Source organism: Streptococcus sp. HCA-5024 (assembly GCF_037890265.1).
Taxonomy (GTDB): domain Bacteria; phylum Bacillota; class Bacilli; order Lactobacillales; family Streptococcaceae; genus Streptococcus; species Streptococcus lingualis.
This window is the reverse complement of record NZ_JBBKBR010000001.1, coordinates 383,578-399,796: the sequence shown is the minus strand read 5'-3', so window position 1 is coordinate 399,796 and position 16,219 is coordinate 383,578. Positions and strand designations below refer to the sequence as shown.

Here is a 16,219-nt window from a genome sequence, read left to right as displayed (position 1 = left end):
AGTAAGACCAATGCTAACAATTCTACAACTCTCATCTCCTGTCATCACCTTGTAACACAAATGCAAGGTGACTTTTTTATATAAACATGATAAAATAAGGGTAATGACTACGTAGAAAGGCCTAACATTATGAAAGGTATTATTTTAGCAGGGGGCTCAGGAACTCGCTTGTATCCATTGACACGTGCGGCTTCTAAGCAGTTGATGCCCATTTATGACAAACCAATGATCTACTATCCGCTGTCAACCCTTATGTTGGCTGGGATCAAAGATATCCTGATCATCTCGACTCCTCAAGACCTTCCTCGTTTTGAAGAGCTTCTTGGAGATGGCTCTGAGCTAGGAATTTCTCTCTCTTATGCAGAGCAACCAAGTCCAGATGGTTTGGCGCAAGCCTTTATCATTGGAGAAGACTTTATTGGGGACGATCACGTTGCCCTCATCCTTGGGGACAATATCTTCCACGGAAATGGCTTAACCAAGATGTTGCAACGGGCAGAAGCCAAAGAAAAAGGAGCGACTGTCTTTGGTTACCAAGTCAAAGATCCAGAACGCTTTGGTGTGGTAGAGTTTGACGCGGATATGAACGCTATCTCTATCGAAGAAAAACCAGAACATCCAAAATCCAACTTTGCAGTGACCGGACTTTACTTCTATGACAATGATGTGGTAGAAATTGCCAAAAACATCAAACCAAGCCCTCGTGGAGAGCTTGAAATCACTGATGTTAACAAGGCCTATTTGGAGCGTGGAGATCTCTCTGTTGAGCTCATGGGCCGTGGCTTTGCATGGTTGGATACTGGAACTCACGAAAGTCTCTTGCAAGCATCTCAATATATCGAAACTGTTCAACGCTTGCAAAATGTCCAAGTGGCTAACCTTGAGGAAATTGCCTATCGCATGGGTTATATCACTAAAGAACAAGTCCATGAATTAGCGCAATCATTGAAGAAAAACGAATACGGACAATACTTGCTCCGTTTGATTGGAGAAGCATAATGACGGAACAATTTTTTGATAAAGAATTAGCAGCCCGCAAAATTGAAGCCATCCCAGGCTTGATGGAGTTTGATATTCCAGTGCGCGGGGATAACCGTGGTTGGTTTAAAGAAAACTTCCAAAAAGAGAAAATGCTTCCCCTTGGATTCCCTGAAAGCTTCTTTGCAGAAGGCAAGTTGCAAAACAATATTTCATTCTCTCGTAAGAATGTTTTGCGTGGCTTGCATGCAGAGCCTTGGGACAAGTACATCTCTGTAGCAGATGAAGGAAAGGTTCTTGGAACTTGGGTAGACCTTCGTGAAGGCGATAGCTTTGGAAACACCTACCAAACCGTGATCGATGCTTCAAAAGGCATCTTCGTCCCTCGTGGTGTAGCCAATGGGTTCCAAGTTTTGACAGACAAAGTTGCTTATACATACTTAGTCAATGATTACTGGGCACTGGAACTCAAACCAAAATATGCTTTTGTCAACTACGCAGACCCAAGCCTAGACATCCAATGGGAAAACTTGGAAGAAGCAGAAGTCTCAGAAGCAGACAAAAATCACCCATTGCTCAAAGATGTTAAACCCCTAAAAGCAGAAGATTTGTAAGAATGAACCTTGCATAGCAGTATCGCGACTGCAAGGAGCGTTATAAGATTGTTCCTGTCCTAGTGAAAACAAGATTCCCTCAGGGAATCTTGTAAGGAAATCCGGAGACTTTGGCTTCGGATTTAGCCATGAAACCGAAAGGTTGCTGGCGTCCCTCACTAGCTAAAGGAACAATCAAAACTAAAAACTATTTGGAGAAAAAATGTCAGAATATAAACATATCATCGTAACCGGTGGAGCTGGTTTCATCGGTTCAAACTTCGTACACTATGTCTACAATAACCATCCAGACGTGCATGTGACTGTCCTTGATAAACTTACTTATGCTGGAAACCGTGCCAATATCGAAGAAATCCTTGGAGATCGTGTCGAGTTGGTTGTGGGGGACATCGCTGATGCTGAATTAGTTGACAAATTGGCTGCCAAGGCTGATGCCATTGTCCACTATGCGGCTGAAAGCCACAATGATAACTCCCTCAAAGATCCATCTCCATTTATCTACACAAACTTTGTTGGAACATACACACTCTTGGAAGCGGCTCGTAAATACGACATTCGTTTCCACCACGTGTCAACAGACGAAGTGTATGGAGACCTTCCATTGCGCGAAGATCTTCCTGGACATGGGGAAGGTCCTGGTGAAAAATTCACTGCTGAAACCAAATACAACCCATCATCACCTTATTCATCAACTAAGGCTGCTTCAGACTTGATTGTGAAAGCTTGGGTACGTTCATTTGGTGTTAAGGCAACCATTTCAAACTGTTCAAACAACTACGGGCCATACCAACACATCGAAAAATTCATCCCACGTCAAATCACCAATATCTTGTCTGGCATCAAGCCAAAACTTTATGGTGAAGGGAAGAACGTCCGTGACTGGATCCACACCAACGACCACTCAACAGGTGTTTGGGCGATTCTTACTAAGGGCCGTATCGGTGAAACTTACTTGATCGGTGCTGACGGTGAAAAGAACAACAAAGAAGTGCTTGAGCTCATCCTTGAAAAAATGGGACAACCAAAAGATGCTTACGATCGTGTAACAGACCGTGCGGGTCACGATTTGCGTTATGCCATCGATTCAACAAAATTGCGTGAAGAATTAGGTTGGGAACCACAATTCACAAACTTCGAAGCAGGTTTGGAAGATACCATCAAGTGGTACACAGATCACCAAGACTGGTGGAAAGCTGAAAAAGAAGCTGTAGAAGCCAACTACGCGAAGACACAAGAAGTTTTGAAATAAGGAAGAAAGTCCAAGTAGAAAAACTACTTGGACTTTTCTTTTATTTTCTGAAAATCATAAAATTAACCATGGATTTGTGGTATAATATGATTAGTTTTTAGGATAAATCAATAAGGGGGATGTTATGAATCAAAAAGATTGGGTTGAATACTTTGAAGCGGTCAATGGTCGAAAGCCAAGTATGCAAGAATTTCAAGAAGCGCGTGAAAAAGGGGAGTTTGTCGTAGAGCGAAAAGAAGCGCCGACTCCAACAACTGAGGCACCAGCTCCAGCCACTGAAGCGCAGGCTCATGCTCAGGAAGCACCTGTTACACCTAGCGCACCTCTTTCACAAGAGCGAACAGCTGTTGTCCAACCGCAGCCATCGGCGAAAACCTTACAACCTGTTCCAAGACCGAAAAAATTGACATTTTCTTTTAATAAACAAACCCAAATTGGGGCTGCAGTTGCGGGACTTGTCGCAGTGATTGCCTTTGCTTGGTTCTTTTTCTTTTCAGGTGGGCCAAGTCTAGATGGTGTTTGGTTGAGAAATACGGATTCTAGTCCGATCACTTATGAACTAAGTGGAAAGAAACAAAAAGTCAATAGTAGCGAGACCATCAAAAAGGTTTTCAAGGGCAATGAAGCGAAAAAAGAATTTAATACCGCACTTTCTTTGTTAAATTCGACAGACTTGCATTCACTTGCGGATGTCGATAAGAAATTTAACCTGAAGACAACAGAAATTGTTGTTATTAAGTCTGGTGGGAACACACGCTATAACTTGCTCCAAAAAGACGGAAGCAATATTATTTTAAGAAATGATTTATTCGACTTGAAAACTTATAAGTCATACAAAGGAAACTTTGAAGATAATTTGGTCTATCACAAGGTTGAAACACCAAAGGCCATGGTTGGAAAATGGAAGAATGTGACAGAAGGAGATAATACAACTGTTCAGATTTCAGATCATGGAATTATTAGTGATAAGTATTACGATAGCAAGGCTTACGCATTCTATTCTCTAGCTGATTCAGAAAAGTATGATGGAGACACGACTTCTAAAGAAGAAATTGAACACACATTTGAAGTCATTCAAGAAGCGGTGAAATCAGAAGGCTATCAAGTGAAGAGCGCTAAGGAAGTCTATATACAAGCTAATTCAAATTATTGTTTCGTACCTGTCAACGGTGGAAAAAATATACTTGTCTTACGTGGTGGTAATGAATTTGCCGCAAAATTAGAAAAAGTGAAATAATGAAAGGACCGCAAGGTCCTTTTTGTTTCCAAATTTCTGACTGAAAAACTATTCATGTCTAGGCAAAAATATGGTAAAATGGATAAGATGTATCTGAGATGTCTATTTCTTCTCAGACGACTACAGGTAATGGAGTAGAAAATGCAAAATAGACCTATTATTATTGGTGTTACTGGTGGTTCTGGTGGTGGAAAGACCAGTGTGTCTCGTGCCATTTTGGCCAATTTTCCGAATGAAAAGATTGCCATGATTGAGCATGATTCTTATTACAAGGACCAAAGTCATTTGACCTTTGAGGAGCGGATCAAGACTAACTATGACCATCCTTTTGCCTTTGATACGGACTTGATGATTGCGCAGATCAATGAACTCTTGGAGGGTCGTCCGGTAGATATTCCAACTTATGACTATGCTGAACATACGCGCAGCAGCAAGACCTATCGTCAGGAACCACAAGATGTTTTCATCGTGGAAGGAATCTTAGTTCTTGAAGACAAGCGTCTTCGGGACTTGATGGACATCAAGATTTTCGTTGATACGGATGATGATGTGCGGATCATTCGCCGGATCAAGCGAGATATGGAAGAGCGTGGCCGGAGTCTGGATAGTGTCATTGAGCAATACCTTGGTGTAGTAAAACCGATGTACCACCAGTTCATCGAGCCAACCAAGCGTTATGCGGACGTGATCATTCCTGAGGGCGTGACCAACACAGTTGCGATTGACTTGATCACAACCAAGATTGAAAAAATCCTCAACGAAGCGCGTGAGGGAAAATAAAAATAGGGAGAAAGAGGGAAATCTATCTCCAATCCAATAACAATAGTTGGAATTACGGAATGTCGCAGTAGTTGGTGAGACTCTTCATTCGCTAAAAGACTCGAAAGAGTTCTCAATCAACTTTGCGGGGGTGGTACGAGAAATGTTATGTAACATTCTGTACCACTCCCTCTTTTTCCTAGGGAGAATGGAAATGAAAAGGGAGTTTCATTCGCGGACCAAGGCGTTCGCTTGTTTATTGACCATGTGTGCTGGTTTTTCAGATGCTTATACCTTTATTTGTCGGGGTGGGACCTTGGCGGCAGGCCAGACGGGAAATGTGGTCTTTCTATCGGTTGGTTTGATCGGCCAGCAGATCTCAGATGTAGAAGTGAAGTTAGCCACGATGCTGGCCTTTATGCTGGGGATCTTTTTAATGACGGTCTTGCGTCGCTTGATTGATAATTCAGTCTGGCGCTTGAGTACCCTAGTGCCCTATATCCTCACAACTTTGGTGACGGGATTTTTGCCAGCATCGGTAAAAAATGTCTTCATCGTGCCTTTTTTTGGCCTGAGTTTGGGAATCGTAGCGACCTCATTTGGAGAAGTAGGTAGCTATGCCTACAACCACTCTTTTATGACCGGAAATCTCAAGAAAACCATGGTAGCTTATGGAAATTTTGTTAGAGACAGGGAGATGAAATTCCTCTGGGAAGCCATCTTTATGACCTGCTTGATCGGGAGTTTCGTCTGTGGGGCCATTTTTTCGACCTACTTGATCCAGTTTTATGGACTAAAGACGATTTGGCTGGTGGCCATCATCTTGACCATCTTTTTAATCTATCGTGCTATTCAGTATTTTGAGGTCTTTCACTTCAATCGGCGACATGACTAGATAAAGGTATCATAAAAAACTTTCCTTAGGTGAGTGCGGACGTCAGCGAACTTCTTCGAAGAAGTTCCATGACTAATTATTGAGCCTAAGGTCTCAATAATTCCGTGTGCCTGAAGCAGTTAAGCTTCAGGCACTTTTCTCACATCGGAAAGTTTAGTAATTCTTGATCAATTTAAATTAATGAGAGCTCGTTTTTATCTCTTTGCAGAATCGCTTAACTTATTTTACTAAAAATTAGTTTATCTATATTCCAGAGGCTGGGACAAAAGTCCTAGCCTCTCAATTGTTTTTGGATTGTCAAGCAAGACGCAGTGGTTGAGTGGGCTCTACTACGCTGATTTCATCAGCTTTTACAGCCCTACTCAACTGTGCAGAGGTGGGACGACGAAATCGAATTCTAACGAATTACCGATTTCTGTCCCACTCTCTTTTCTTTCGCTGTTTGAAGCTTAATTTTTGGGCAAAGATTTGGTATAATGGAAGGTATGAAACATTCGGAAAAAGAATCACAATACCAGCTCTTGCTGGCTCAGTTAGACGCTCTCTTAACAGGAGAAAGCAATGCCTTGGCTAATTTGTCCAATGCCAGTGCTCTCTTAAATCAAGCCCTGCCTCGTTCGGTCTTTGCAGGTTTTTATTTGTATGACCAAACGGAATTGATCTTGGGACCTTTTCAGGGAGGTGTTTCTTGTGTCCATATCGCTCTTGGAAAGGGTGTCTGTGGAGAAGCAGCTCAAAAGCAGGAAACCATCATTGTCGATGATGTGCGCCAGCATGCCAACTATATTTCCTGTGATAGTCGGGCTATGAGTGAGATTGTGGTGCCTATGGTCAAGGACGGTCAACTCCTTGGGGTTTTAGACCTGGATTCGGAGTGTGTCTCTGACTACGATCAGCTGGATCAGGAGTATTTAGAAAAGTTTGTCGCTCTCTTGATCGAAAAGACAAACTGGGACTTTAAGATGTTTGGGGTTAAGAACTAATGTATCAAGCTTTATATCGGAAATACCGTAGCCAGACCTTTGGCCAATTGGTCGGCCAGCAAGTGGTAGCACGGACATTGAGACAGGCCGTTGAGCAGGAGAAGATCAGCCATGCCTATCTCTTTTCGGGTCCTCGTGGAACTGGGAAAACCAGTGTGGCCAAGATTTTTGCTAAGGCTATGAACTGTCCCAATCAAGTCAATGGGGAGCCTTGTAACGACTGCTATATCTGTGAATCCATTACCAATGGGAGCCTAGAAGATGTCATCGAGATCGACGCGGCCTCCAACAATGGGGTCGATGAAATTCGGGATATTCGCGATAAGTCGACCTATGCTCCCAGTCTAGCCAAGCACAAGGTCTACATTATCGATGAGGTCCACATGCTCTCGACAGGGGCCTTTAATGCCTTGTTGAAGACACTGGAAGAGCCAACGGAAAACGTGGTCTTTATTCTTGCAACAACGGAGTTGCACAAGATTCCAGCTACTATTCTGTCACGGGTGCAACGCTTTGAATTCAAATCTATCAAACTGCCAGATATCGTTCACCATTTGGAAAGCATCTTAGCTACAGAAGGCATTGCCTATGAAGCAGATGCTGTTCAGATCATCGCCCGGCGCGCTGAAGGTGGGATGCGGGATGCCTTGTCCATTTTGGACCAAGCCCTGAGTCTGACTGCGGGTAGTGAGTTGACGACAGCGATCGCTGAAGAGATTACCGGCTCTATCAGCCTAGCTGCGCTTGATCAGTACGTAGCTGCCATCCTGGCTCATGATGCGACAGCGGCGCTGGATCAGCTGGCGATTATCTTTGATAATGGGAAGAATATGGCCCGTTTCGTCACGGACTTACTTCAATACTTGCGGGATCTTTTGATTGTCCAGACAGGTGGAGAAAATACCCACAATAGTGACTTGTTTGCCGTTAATCTTGAAGCCGATCAAGCCCGTCTTTTTGCCCTGATTGACCAGGCGACGACCAGTCTAGCGGATATCAAAAATAACCTGCAACCGCGCATCTACACTGAAATGATGACCATTAAATTGGCTGAAAGCACAGGCCAAGTTTCTAACTCAGCAGCTGTGGAGGTTCCTTCCAATGTACTAGCTCAGCTGGAAGACTTGAAGAAGGAAGTCGCTCAGCTCAAGCAACAGTTAGCGCAATCGGGTAGCAGTCTTCCTGCCTCAAAACCAGCAGTAACTCGTCCAACCAAGTCGAACAAGGGCTACCGTGCGGATCGAAACAAGGTCAATGCCATTTTACAAGAGGCGGTTGAAAACCCAGAGTTGGCACGGACCAACTTGATCCGTCTTCAGAACGCTTGGGGGGAAATCATCGAGAGTTTGGCAGGTGCGGATAAGGCTCTCTTAATCGGATCCCAGCCGGTCGCTGCTAATGAAAATCACGCCATTTTAGCTTTTGAGTCTGCCTTTAATGCCGAACAGACCATGAAGCGGGACAACCTCAATACCATGTTTGGGAATATCCTCAGCAATGCAGCAGGCTTTTCTCCAGAGATTTTAGCTGTTTCTCTAGAGGAGTGGACTCAAATCCGGGCAGAATTTTCAGCTAAGACACGTGGGCAAAAAGCGGAAGTGGTGGAAGAAGAGGAAAGCATCATCCCGGAGGAATTTACCTTCTTATCCGATAAAATTACCCTCCAAAACGATTAATACATGAATTTTTTACTGATTCATGGTAAAATGAGGATATGAATAGAAAACAATTTGCAGTGCTAGCAGTCTTTACTGCTATGGAGACTTATTTTTTCAATGAAGCGACCATGGCGGGTCAGATGCTCTTTGCATTCTTTTGGGCCCTCTTGATCCTGCGCAATCTCCAAACGGTCTATATGGTGGAGAAAATTGCTAATGCCATTGAAAAAGAAATGAAGAAGAAAAGAAAATAAAACCTTTTACAAGATGGACATCCATTTTGTAAAAGGCTTTTTTGTATTTAATAGACCTCTTGGCATTGTTTGCGGTAATCTCCTGGGGAGAGACCAACTTTTTGTTTAAAGGCCTTTGTAAAGTAAGAGTAGTTGTCGTAGCCAACTTGGAGAGCAACTTGATAAATAGGGGTATCGCTTTGTGAGAGCATTTCTTTTGCAGCGGCCATTCGTTTATCAGTGATGTATTTCATCAGGGTATTGCCCGTATCGCGCTTAAAAATCCGTGCTAGATGATCTGGACTAAGAAAAACCATTTCGGCCAGCTTGGTGCGACTGATATCCTCCTTGTAATGGTGGTCGATGTAGTCAGTGATCCGCTGGATGAGATTGGATTGGTGTTCTAGATCGATCACATAATGGCGAGCAGAGCTCCAGTAATCCCCAATATAGGCTTCAAAAGCTTCGATGGCATGAAAACGCCGTTCGAAGAGAAATTGATGGTGTTTGTTTTGAAATAACTTGTGGGCGAGAATGCCGTTCTTGTCCAGATAAATCCCAATTTGCTGGGTCCAGTCTAGCTGGAGTTCACTCAGATCTGAGAGCGGGATGCGATCTTGAGTCTCTAAGCTATGGATGATTTGGAGAAGCTGTTCCGTCTCTAGTTGATTTGTAAAAGTAAGCGATGTCCGATGAGCGGGCTTTTGAGGTTGTGGACCCAAAGAAGCATAGGAGTGGATACTGTTCCAATGGAAGACTTGTTCTTCACTGTATTGGCAGAGTTGCAGAGCCTTCATCAAGAGCGTCTCAAGGGAAATAGCATCTGAATAGAGAAGGATAGAGGATCGGTCTAAGTCTTGCTGGATCTTCTGCTGGATAGCCTTTAGGAAGTCTGCACACTCTGTAGTCTGATTCTTTTTGAAGAGGCAGAGGTAGCGATCGGTCTGGCTTTCGATTTTACTGAGGGCGCAGTAGTGGACAGGGAAATCCAGGGAGAGATCCTTGATACAATGGCGGAGCTGCAAGCGCCAAGAAGGGACGCTGGGGTGAAAGTCTTCTTCAACTAAGTGGAGAGTGATGAGGACCAAGAGGTAGTCTTCATGTGGTTTAGGGCTATAGCCCCGTTTTGTTACTTCTTGAAGCAGCTGTTCTGCTTGAGATGGACGCGGTTTTCGCAAGTAGTCATGCCAAAATTCAGCTTCTTTTTGTCCTTGCTGGGCTAATTGTGCTGCACTCTTGTGGCGCTTGATCTTATTGAGGGCTTTTTGAATGATAAATTCTAAGCGGTCGGGGTCAATCGGTTTGAGGTAGTATTCAAAACTTTGGAGTTCAATGGCTTTTTGGGCATAATTGAAATCAGCATAATTGGTGAGGAAGATCGTTTGAATGTCATATTTTTCTGACCGGACCCAGGCTAGGAGATCTAGCCCACTGCCTTGTGGCATCTCGATATCACTGATCATGAGGGCGATTGGGTGGCTTTGAATGATGGCTTGGGCTTGGCTCAGACTGGAGGCGGTATATACCTGCTCAATGCCCAAGGCTTCCCAATGGATGGTTTCCTGCAGGGCTTTAATGATAAAACGATCATCGTCAACGAGTAGGATATTCATGTGTGTCTCCTTTGTAGGGTTCATAAGGAAGGCTCAGTTGGATACGGGCACCTCCTTGGGATCCATTTGAAAATTGAAGCGTGTAGTGATCTGGATAGAGGAGATCTAGTCGTTCCCGTGCATTGGTCAAACCAATGTGGTGGCCATCTTCTGTTACTAAGGATTTTTTCTCAGCTAGATCTTGTAAGATAGCGGAGCTAAAACCGGGTCCATTATCCTGAAGGGAAATGACAAGCTGTTGGTTTGCTTCTTCATGAATGGAAAGCTGGATGTGGAAGAAATCTTGGAAAGAAAAGCCGTGTTTGATGGCATTTTCCACAAAGGTTTGTAGAAGTAGGGGTGGAATGGCCGCATCTTTCAGACCAGGATCCCAGTCCAGGTCAAAGTGGATGCTGTCCCCATAGCGGATTTTCTGGATCTCTAGGTAATTTCGGATATGTTGGATTTCATCTGCTAAGCGATTGAAATCTTGGTTGGCTTGAAAGAGGTGACGCAAGTAGTTGGAAGTCACCTTGGTCAACTCCTCGATTTCCTTATAGTCCTTGGTCTGGAGCATGCTGTGAATCATGGAAAGCATGTTGAGGTAAAAATGGGGTCGGACTTGATTTTTGAGGTAATTGAGTTCGACCTTTTTGAGGTTTAGTTTCGCGTGGTAGGCTCGAATTTGAAGGTCCTTCATGTGGATCAGGACCTGATTGAGTTTGTGATTGGCCTGATCGATCTCTAAGATCCCTTGGTCTTCGATCACATCTAGCTTGGTAGAAGCGGCATCTAGCTGAGAAAGACGCTGGGTGAGTCGTTTCATCGGTTGGATCATCCGCTGACGAATGTAAAGGATCAGAATGGTAGAGAGAACGGCGATGATCAAAGGGACCAAGGAGAGAAGGGTTTCCAGTACGATATTTGTACGGAAAACGTCCCCGTAATCGACCGTCACATACAGATCAAAAGGCAGGTGGGTTTGATTGCTACCGGCTTGAATGACGGAATCTGTAGCATGGATCTGGTTGGGGCGATCGATGGATAAGCGCCCTTTTTTCCCGATATTGAGCTTTTGCAAGGGTTTTAAAATATCCTGGGTAGAAATGATGGCATAGATAGCCTTGCCCTTGTAATGGAGGGATTTTAAGAGATAATCATGCTGGTTCAGGCTGATTCGTTGCCATTTTTGACGGGCCTTGTCTGTTTCTTTGTCATAAGTTTTAAGATGATCTTTCAATTGTACATAGTCCAGGTAGGGCAGTTGAAGACTGGAGGCATTGAAAAAATGAGGGATATCTCTTGTCTCTATGAAAAAGGTGATGGGGCTATCCATCTGGTACTGAAACTCCGTGAAATCGATCCGCAATTTTTTTAGATTTTCATGAAAATCCGTGAAATCAAGTGGGGTATTGAGCTCTGTCAAATAGTCATTGTGACTAATGGTACTGTACATAAAACGCTCAACGGAGTGAAGCTCTGTGTTTAAGGAATCTGCATAGATATGAATCGAGTCCTCTAAATGGAGCATATTTTGGTGTTTAATAAAATTTCGGCTAATCCCACCAATCAAAAGGTTGATCAAGGTATTGACGACTAAGAGGAGAAAGAGTAGGCGCGAAAAAAATTGGATCGAGTGATCTCGTGTACTTCTGTGAATAGCTTTCATAATGAGCACCTCACATATATTATAGCACTATTTGAAAACGGATTCATGAACAAAACCGATATTAAAGTAAAAAAAATCGGGATAGTGCATGTTTTTGTGTGGAGAAAACGGAAAAGTGAATGAAGATGCACGAAAAAGTTCTATAAAGATGGAAAAGATTCCTATAAAATAAAGGAGAAAGAAAAGGAGGGCCTTATGAAAAGCGAAGTGAATGCGAAGCAGAGCAAATTTAAGAAAAATATTCCTTTATATGTGCTGCTCCTGCCATCGATTATTTTATTAATTTTATTTGCCTATATCCCTATGGCGGGTCTAGTCATCGCTTTTAAAGATTACTCTCCCGCTACTGGGATATTTGGAAGTCCTTGGGCTGGTCTCAAGTATTTTAACCAGTTCTTCTCATCCTTCCAATTTGCGACAACCATGAAGAATACCTTGAAAATTTCTATTTACAGTATTCTGGTTGGTTTTCCCTTGCCGATTGTTCTAGCCATTATTTGCAACCAGATTCGTGTGGGCAAGTTCAAAAAAATCTTTCAAGTAACGACTTATTTGCCTCATTTTATCTCGACCATGGTCATGTGTGGGATGATTATTCTTTTTCTCTCTCCAAGTAGTGGACTGTTAGCCAATGTCCTCAAATTGGTCGGCTTAAAGATGCCTGCTCTCTTATCCAAACCGGGTAGCTTTGCAGGTGTCTATGTCTGGAGCGATGTCTGGCAACATATCGGTTGGGATAGTATCATCTATCTAGCCGCTCTATCGGCCATTGATCCGACCTTTTATGAGGCAGCGACCATGGACGGAGCGAGTCGATTGCAAAAAATCCGTCATATTGACTTACCCTTACTGTTACCAACGGCGATGATTCTCTTGATTCTCAGAGCAGGAAGCCTACTCAGTGTTGGTTTTGAAAAGGTCTTGCTCTTGCAAAATCCACTCAATCTGGCAGGAAGTGAAATCATTTCGACCTATGTCTACAAAGTGGGGATGATTAATTTTCAATATAGTTACTCGACAGCGATCGGTCTCTTTAATACCTTGGTTAACTTGATCATCTTACTGTCGGTCAACTGGTTTGCGAAACGCTATACCAAGACGGGATTATTCTAGAAAGGAGGAGAAATTGTGAAATTGTTTCAACATGCGAGAAAGACCAAGTCAGAAATCCTCTTTGATATTTTTATCTATGGTCTAGCGATTTGCTTGATTCTGTTGATTGTCTACCCTTTGTGGTTTGTCATTATTGCCTCCTTCAGTAATCCGTCTGATGTAGCAACTGGTAAGGTTTGGTTTATCCCGAGGGAATGGCGACTAGACGGCTATCAACGCTTGATTGAGCAGCCTTTGTTTCTAAAGAGCTATCTCAACACCATCCTCTACACAGTTGTAGGGACCATCGTTGCCCTGGTCATTAATATCCCGGCTGGTTACGCCTTGTCGCGAAAGGACCTCTTTGCTAAGAAATGGGTCAGTGTCTTCTTTATCGTTCCCATGTTTGTCTCTGGAGGCTTGATTCCCATTTATTTGACAGTCAAACAATTGGGTTTGGTCGACACCTTCTGGGTAATGGTCGTACCATTTGCAGTTTCTCCTTACAATATCGTTGTAGCTCGAACTTTCTTTAACAATAGTATTCCAGAAGGGATGTGGGAAGCCGCCCAGATCGATGGTTGTGGAACCATTCATTACTTCAGAAAGATCGTGCTCCCCTTGTCCAAGGCTATTATTGCCGTTATTGGACTTTGGACAGCAGTAGGGATCTGGAATTCTTGGTTCAATGCCTTGATTTATTTGACCAATGAAAATCTCCAACCCCTACAACTGATCCTGCGCCGTCTCTTAATTAGTAATCAAATGTTGCAATCGCAAGCAACAGGGGAGGTAGCTTCTGACCTCCGTATTAAGGCTGATATGATGAAATATGCAGCCATCGTTATCTCAACAGCACCGATTATGATGCTGTATCCATTCGTCCAAAAATACTTTAATCAAGGTGTCATGATAGGGGCCTTGAAAGAATAGGAGAAGATCATGAAAAACAGGAAATTTGCCTATCTGCTCCTTGGAGCAGCTGCTTTAGCTGGCTTGACGGCTTGTGGAGCTTCCACAAATAAATCAAGCAATGACAAGAATGATGGAAATACCTTCAAGATCACGACCGTTCGTTGGTCGGATTGGGGGGAAGACTATCACAAAGGTTTTCTAGATGATTCAGCCAAGGAATCAGGTATCAAGATCAAATGGGATACCATGGTGGCTGCAGACTGGTCTGATAAGAAATCCGTTCTTGTTGCCAGTGGAGATTTACCAGACGCTTTCTTGGGATCCAATGCCTTCACGGATTCTGAAATCGCTCAGAACCAAAACATGTTCATTCCATTGGAAGACTTGATCAAGGATAATATGCCAAACTTGAACAAGGCCTTTGAAAAAGAACCAAAATTAAAAGCCATGGTGACCAACCCAGATGGTCATATTTACAGTCTGCCTAAGAAATTGCCAATGCGGCCAATCGTCGGCAACCAGCTCTTTATTAATAAGAAATGGTTGGATAACCTTGGCTTGAAGATGCCGGAAACCTATGATGAATTGGTGACTGTTTTACAAGCCTTCAAGGATAAGGATGCCAATGGCAATGGCGATGTCAATGATGAAATTCCATTTGGTTCTGGTAACTTTGATCCGACCTTCTCTTATATCTTGCCATTCAACAACCGTCTGGGTGGAGATAATACCTATGAAATGTCCGTCAAAGATGGCAAACCGGTCTACCTCCGGACGGAAGAAAGTTATAAACAAGGGATAGCGGCGATGCATGAAGCCTACAAGAAAGGCTTGATCGACCCTGAACTCTTTACAGAAGATACTTCTATGTCTGTTGCTAAACGGATGGACAAGGGCGTGGCGCGTGTCGGTGTGTCAAGTGGTTGGACAGCAGATGCAACCTTTGGCCAACATGCCAGCGAATATGCTCCTCTTCCAGCATTGAAAGGCCCTGATGGCAAACAATATGTCATTTCTGACCCAGATCATTTGAACTATGGACGCAATGAAATCTTGATCACGAATAAGTGCAAGGACCCTGCAAAATTGCTCAAATGGTTGGATAAATTCTACACGGATGATGCCAGCATCCAAAACTTCTATGGCTCCTTTGGCATTGCGACTGAAAAAGATGGTGACAAGTACAAGGTTTTGGCTCCAAAAGATGGTAAATCAGCCGATGAATGGGCTTGGATTAATTCCCTTCGTGACTTTGGACCAAAATATGTGTCAGATGATATCAATAGCCATGTCGACATCGACCAAACACAGGGTGATGGCCTCAAATTGAAGATGGACAAAGAATTGAAACAATACGCTTTGCCAGCATATCCAAATGTCATCTACTCTCAAGAAGAATTGAACAAATTATCCTCTATTTATGTAGATATCAACTCTTATGTTACCCAACAAGCTTCTAAATGGGTAGTCGAAGGGGGCGTCGAAAAGGATTGGGACGATTACAAAGCAACCTTGAAGAAGATGGGCATTGATGACTTTATGAAGATTCAACAGGATGCCTATGATCGTTACCAAAAAGAAGTGAAGTAATAGGGGTCTAAATGGATTCAAGTAAGTAACTCAGGGGCGTAGAGCCCCTGAGTGCTTCCCTAGAGGAAGTAGCAGAAATTGAGATGAAGAACAAGGAGAAGAAGATGCAAAAATTATTTTCATTGGATGGACGCTTGGTCAAGACTTTGACCCGGTTGACAGACATCATTATCTTGAATACCTTGTTTATCGTTTGCTGCCTTCCGATTCTCACGATCGGTGCATCGCTTACGGCTTTAGCAACTATGTGGCACCGCTTGTTGAAAGGGGAAGATACGGATATCGTTTTTCATTTTTTCCGTCTCTTTCGCGCTAATTTCAAGCAAGCGACGGTGATTTGGCTGACTTGTCTAGGACTATCTGCCCTTCTTTATCTGGATTACTGTCTTTTTTCAAATACGGACTTCTTAAGTGAGTATGGGATTTGGATCTTGCTTCCCTTTATCGTCCTTCTATGTGGAGGGATGACCTTGATCTTCCCTTATATCGGCCTCTTTGAAGATCCTACAAGAAAGGTCTGTCTAAATAGTTTCCTCATTGCTCTTTTAAATCCAATTCAAACCATCTTTCTTATCTTCTTCAATCTGGCAGTAGTTTATATCAGTCTTAGTAGTCCTGAACGGTTACTGACAGCTATTTATCTCTTTACCTTTGGTGGTTTCGCCTTGTGGAGCTTCTTGAATGTTCGACTGACCGATCAGATCTTTTCAAGGATCCAAGAAGGATAAATCTTTGAAAAATGAAGTCAAGCAAGT

At 43.2% G+C, this 16,219-nt stretch carries 15 protein-coding genes; 13 read left to right on the top strand and 2 right to left on the bottom strand.

The features are described from left to right. The first annotated feature begins 129 nt into the window (after positions 1 to 129). The 9 genes from rfbA (at position 130) to WKT08_RS02040 (ending at position 8,627) form a co-directional block, all read left to right on the top strand. Positions 130 to 999: a glucose-1-phosphate thymidylyltransferase RfbA gene (rfbA, locus tag WKT08_RS02080; protein WP_003002772.1), complete on the top strand. Its 870-nt coding sequence runs from the start codon at positions 130 to 132 to the stop codon at positions 997 to 999. Further along, positions 999 to 1,592 (top strand): dTDP-4-dehydrorhamnose 3,5-epimerase family protein, encoded by a 594-nt coding sequence (locus tag WKT08_RS02075; protein ID WP_023918495.1) that lies wholly within the window; start codon positions 999 to 1,001, stop codon positions 1,590 to 1,592. Before rfbA ends, WKT08_RS02075 begins: the two co-directional genes overlap by 1 nt. Before the next feature lie 202 nt (positions 1,593 to 1,794). Further along, on the top strand, positions 1,795 to 2,841 hold the full coding sequence (rfbB, locus tag WKT08_RS02070) for a dTDP-glucose 4,6-dehydratase (RefSeq protein WP_340279690.1): 1,047 nt from the start codon (positions 1,795 to 1,797) through the stop codon (positions 2,839 to 2,841). Between the two features lie 124 nt (positions 2,842 to 2,965). Continuing rightward, positions 2,966 to 4,078, top strand: coding sequence for a hypothetical protein (locus tag WKT08_RS02065; protein ID WP_340279689.1), 1,113 nt, complete (start codon positions 2,966 to 2,968; stop codon positions 4,076 to 4,078). 141 nt (positions 4,079 to 4,219) lie between these two features. Continuing rightward, entirely contained in the window at positions 4,220 to 4,858 is a 639-nt protein-coding gene (gene udk, locus WKT08_RS02060; protein ID WP_003002524.1) for a uridine kinase, read from the top strand. Between the two features lie 193 nt (positions 4,859 to 5,051). Beyond that, positions 5,052 to 5,732 (top strand): YoaK family protein, encoded by a 681-nt coding sequence (locus tag WKT08_RS02055; RefSeq protein WP_227223820.1) that lies wholly within the window; start codon positions 5,052 to 5,054, stop codon positions 5,730 to 5,732. A 485-nt stretch (positions 5,733 to 6,217) separates the two neighbouring features. Continuing rightward, complete coding sequence (locus tag WKT08_RS02050) at positions 6,218 to 6,715, top strand: GAF domain-containing protein (protein WP_129824110.1); 498 nt, start codon at positions 6,218 to 6,220, stop codon at positions 6,713 to 6,715. Then, the gene (gene dnaX, locus WKT08_RS02045) at positions 6,715 to 8,391 is read left to right on the top strand and encodes a DNA polymerase III subunit gamma/tau (RefSeq protein ID WP_340279688.1); all 1,677 of its coding nucleotides are present in this window, start codon (positions 6,715 to 6,717) and stop codon (positions 8,389 to 8,391) included. The genes WKT08_RS02050 and dnaX overlap by 1 nt, the downstream gene beginning before the upstream one ends. Positions 8,392 to 8,429: 38 nt before the next feature. Further along, positions 8,430 to 8,627, top strand: coding sequence for a DUF3272 family protein (locus WKT08_RS02040; RefSeq protein WP_340279686.1), 198 nt, complete (start codon positions 8,430 to 8,432; stop codon positions 8,625 to 8,627). A 47-nt stretch (positions 8,628 to 8,674) separates the two neighbouring features. Here the strand turns inward: WKT08_RS02040 and WKT08_RS02035 are convergent, their stop codons facing one another. After that, entirely contained in the window at positions 8,675 to 10,219 is a 1,545-nt protein-coding gene (locus WKT08_RS02035; protein WP_340279685.1) for a helix-turn-helix domain-containing protein, read from the bottom strand. Further along, positions 10,200 to 11,867 (bottom strand): sensor histidine kinase, encoded by a 1,668-nt coding sequence (locus WKT08_RS02030; protein ID WP_340279684.1) that lies wholly within the window; start codon positions 11,865 to 11,867, stop codon positions 10,200 to 10,202. The genes WKT08_RS02035 and WKT08_RS02030 overlap by 20 nt, the downstream gene beginning before the upstream one ends. 195 nt (positions 11,868 to 12,062) lie before the next feature. Between WKT08_RS02030 and WKT08_RS02025 the strand changes: the two genes are divergently transcribed. From WKT08_RS02025 to WKT08_RS02010, 4 genes are all read left to right on the top strand, one after another. Continuing rightward, positions 12,063 to 12,980, top strand: coding sequence for an ABC transporter permease (locus tag WKT08_RS02025; protein WP_021153492.1), 918 nt, complete (start codon positions 12,063 to 12,065; stop codon positions 12,978 to 12,980). 15 nt (positions 12,981 to 12,995) lie between these two features. Further along, positions 12,996 to 13,892, top strand: coding sequence for a carbohydrate ABC transporter permease (locus WKT08_RS02020; protein WP_014713543.1), 897 nt, complete (start codon positions 12,996 to 12,998; stop codon positions 13,890 to 13,892). Between the two features lie 9 nt (positions 13,893 to 13,901). Beyond that, entirely contained in the window at positions 13,902 to 15,464 is a 1,563-nt protein-coding gene (locus tag WKT08_RS02015) for an extracellular solute-binding protein (protein ID WP_031575601.1), read from the top strand. Positions 15,465 to 15,568: 104 nt separating this feature from the next. Then, entirely contained in the window at positions 15,569 to 16,192 is a 624-nt protein-coding gene (locus WKT08_RS02010; protein ID WP_340279682.1) for a YesL family protein, read from the top strand. Positions 16,193 to 16,219 lie beyond the last annotated feature (27 nt).